The 1363-nt window shown below is 37.6% G+C and carries 1 protein-coding gene; it reads right to left on the bottom strand.

All coding sequences use genetic code 11. The features are described 5' to 3' along the window. Nucleotides 1-145 precede the first annotated feature (145 nt). Complete coding sequence (locus ACVFVN_RS14700; protein ID WP_008651082.1) at nt 146-1312, bottom strand: tetracycline-inactivating monooxygenase Tet(X2); 1167 nt, start codon at nt 1310-1312, stop codon at nt 146-148. Nucleotides 1313-1363: the final 51 nt, after the last annotated feature.

Raw genomic sequence — 1363 nt, 5'->3', positions numbered from 1 at the left:
AACGTTTGGCAAATTGGCGATGGAGCCGACTTTTAGCACAAATGTTGAATAGAATTACTAATCTTCAACATTGCACAAAAGTTCAATAGAAGTACTTCACCGGCTCTATTGCCAATTTGTTTGTTATGTGCCGTTTTATTCCATTTTATACATTTAACAATTGCTGAAACGTAAAGTCGGGTTTAAACATTTCAATTTCGTTTTGAGTTGATTCTTCTTGTGCTTCTTTGCCATAGATAAACATTTGCTGTTCATAATTTTTAACAGCCTCTTCAATGCTATTAAATTTTCCATCGGCTAGATTATCAGACAATATCAAGGCATCCACCAACCCACTATTTACTCCCTGCCCTGCAAAAGGCGGCATCAAATGTGCGGCATCCCCAATCATTGTTATGGGTAATGGGCGCTTGCTTTTCCAAGGCTTTTCTAAAGGAAATATCCGTGTAGCCAATCCTACAAATGACAACGTCGTATGAATCAATTCTTTGTAGCGTTCGTCCCAATCGGAAAATTCTTTCAGAAGAAAATCAACGACACTATTTCTGTTTTGAAAATCTACCTGCGTTTGGTTTTTCCATTCATCAGGTGTTTTAAAACTTATTCCAAAATGCAATGCACCATTATTATTGGGGTTAGCAAATAATAAATTACCTTGGTGAGATGCCATTAGCCGGTTTCCATTGCATAGCTGAAAAAATCCAGGACAGTTTATCTCTGGTTGATGAATATCGGCTTGTATATTGAAAGTACCTGTTTCTTCAACTTCCGTGTCGGTAACAAATTTTCTTACCTTGGACATCCCGCCATTGGCAAGAATAACCAAATCTGCTGTTTCACTCGGTTTATTCTCAAAAGTTAGTGTCCACTTCTTCTTACCAGGTTCAAGCATAACAAGTTTTCTATCCCAAATAACCGTGTCGTTTTCTAAACTATTCAACAAGATAGCCCTTAAGTCATTTCTGTTTATTTCAGGATTGTCAAATCGATTTTCGGGCTTTACATTTTTTGTGGATAAAATATTGCCTTTTTCATCAGCAATATTTACACCCATTGGTAAGGCTAAGTCATAATAAGTTTGTAACAATCCCGCTTTTTTCATTGCTTCCTGACCTGAACCTTTGTGTAGGTCAAGGGTTCCACCAAAAATTCTTGCCTCTCGGTCGTTGTCTCTTTCGTAAACTGAAACGTCTATGCCGTTTTGCTGTAATAATTTTGCCATAGTCAGTCCAACGGGTCCACCACCAATTATTGCAACGTTCTTATCACTAAGTAAATTCATTTGTTTGTCTGTATCTATTCGCATTGTCATTCAAAAATGGCACATAACGGGAAACGCATTGGCGAAGTGGCGGATAAATTG

The organism is Soonwooa purpurea (genome assembly GCF_053891095.1).
This window is presented reverse-complemented; position numbering and strand designations above follow the sequence as displayed.

Bases quoted from the DNA above. Each gene is read 5' to 3' on its own strand.
- ACVFVN_RS14700 (WP_008651082.1), bottom strand. From the start codon at position 1,312: ATGACAATGCGAATAGATACAGACAAACAAATGAATTTACTTAGTGAT.